Annotated in this window: 2 protein-coding genes; both read right to left on the reverse strand. The window is 50.8% G+C overall.

The genetic code is table 11. The features are described from left to right. Positions 1–361 (reverse strand): hypothetical protein (locus ACRC27_RS02375; RefSeq protein ID WP_438639109.1); only part of this gene is annotated, 361 nt, incomplete at its 3' end. Next, positions 361–1,916: phosphomethylpyrimidine synthase ThiC (gene thiC, locus ACRC27_RS02380; protein ID WP_438639110.1), on the reverse strand; the 1,556-nt coding region annotated here is incomplete at its 5' end. The genes ACRC27_RS02375 and thiC, both read right to left, overlap by 1 nt.

Below are 1,916 nucleotides of genomic sequence, written 5' to 3' on the forward strand. Positions count from 1 at the left end.
CACGCGGAAAGTCAGCACGATCACATGGCCAAGAATACTGCTGCGTATTGGCAAACGCACCAGCCAGCACCAGAGCATCTAATCCATCAAAACCAAGCTGTGGCATCACCGATAAAGCAGCCAGCAACCAATGCTCACTGCTCTCATGTGGCCGCCAAACAGAAACCATTTGGCCATTAGGCAGAAAACCGCGGTCAACCCAGCCCCCCGCTACCGGCTGATTTAACAACTCCCGTGAGGCTGAGTCTTCTCGCTGCAACGTATGTTCAGACCACATCGCCACATCAAATTCGGTCGTCACCAATCCACGCTGCATGGCCTGTTGCCAGATCCCGCGCGCGATAACTTCACGGCTTTGCATTATACCGGCTCCGAATTAGCAGGCGCTTGCGACGTAATATCGGATATTGCAGGGTGATACAATTCACTGCCAGAGGCCCGAAATTGGGCGGACATTTGCTGCATGCCCTGCTCGGCATCTTCCTCAACAATCAGAGCTTTTTGCGGATTTTTCAGCGCATTTGCCTGCAAGTTTTCTGCATATTCGCGTACATCTTGTGATATTTTCATCGAACAAAACTTAGGCCCACACATCGAACAAAAGTGTGCAACCTTGCCAGACTCCTGTGGCAAACTCTCATCATGAAATGCCCGCGCAGTTACCGGATCGAGTGACAAATTAAACTGATCTTCCCAACGAAATTCAAAGCGCGCTTTTGACAACGCATTATCACGTAACTGCGCGCCCGGATGCCCTTTTGCCAAATCAGCCGCATGTGCTGCCAACTTGTAGGTAATCAGCCCCGTTTTCACATCCTCTTTATTCGGTAATCCTAAATGCTCTTTCGGTGTGACATAGCAGAGCATCGCACAGCCATACCAGCCAATCATCGCCGCCCCAATGCCTGACGTGATATGGTCATAACCGGGGGCAATATCGGTGGTTAACGGGCCTAAGGTATAAAACGGCGCTTCATCACAATGTTTTAGCTGCTCTTCCATATTCGCTTTAATCAGCTGCATCGGTACATGTCCTGGCCCTTCAATCATGACCTGTACATCATGCTGCCACGCAATTTTGGTCAACTCACCGAGCGTTCGCAGCTCGGCAAATTGCGCCTCATCGTTTGCATCATGAATTGAGCCGGGGCGCAAACCATCACCCAATGAAAGAGACACATCGTACGCCTGACAGATCTGGCAAATCTCGGTAAAATGCTGATATAAAAAGTTTTCTTTATGGTGGGATAAACACCACTTCGCCATAATCGAACCGCCACGTGAGACAATACCGGTCAGCCGCTTGGCCGTCATCGGTACATACCTCAGCAGCACACCGGCATGAATCGTAAAATAATCGACCCCCTGCTCGGCCTGCTCAATCAACGTATCGCGCATAACCTCCCAACTCAGATTCTCCGCTATCCCGTTGACCTTTTCTAAGGCCTGATAAAGCGGAACAGTGCCAATCGGTACTGGGCTATTACGTAAAATCCACTCACGCGTTTCATGGATATAGCGCCCCGTTGACAGATCCATCACCGTATCAGCGCCCCAGCGGGTTGCCCACACCAACTTCTCCACCTCCTCCTCAACCGAAGAGCTGACCGAAGAGTTACCAATATTAGCGTTCACCTTCACCAGAAAATTTCGCCCAATAATCATGGGTTCAGCTTCAGGGTGGTTAATATTGGCGGGAATAATTGCCCGCCCAGCCGCCACTTCCTGACGAACAAACTCAGGCGTGATCTGTACCGGAAACGGCTGGCCATCATGCACGCCAGCATGCTGATGTGCCAAATGCGGATAGGCATTATCCGCACGAACCATATTTTCGCGCAGCGCGATATACTCCATTTCAGGCGTAATAATCCCCCGACGCGCATAATGCAACTGCGTTACACAGCGGTCAGATT

Source organism: Plesiomonas sp., from assembly GCF_051650925.1.
In the GTDB taxonomy this organism is placed as follows: Bacteria; Pseudomonadota; Gammaproteobacteria; order Enterobacterales; family CAMTGL01; genus Plesiomonas.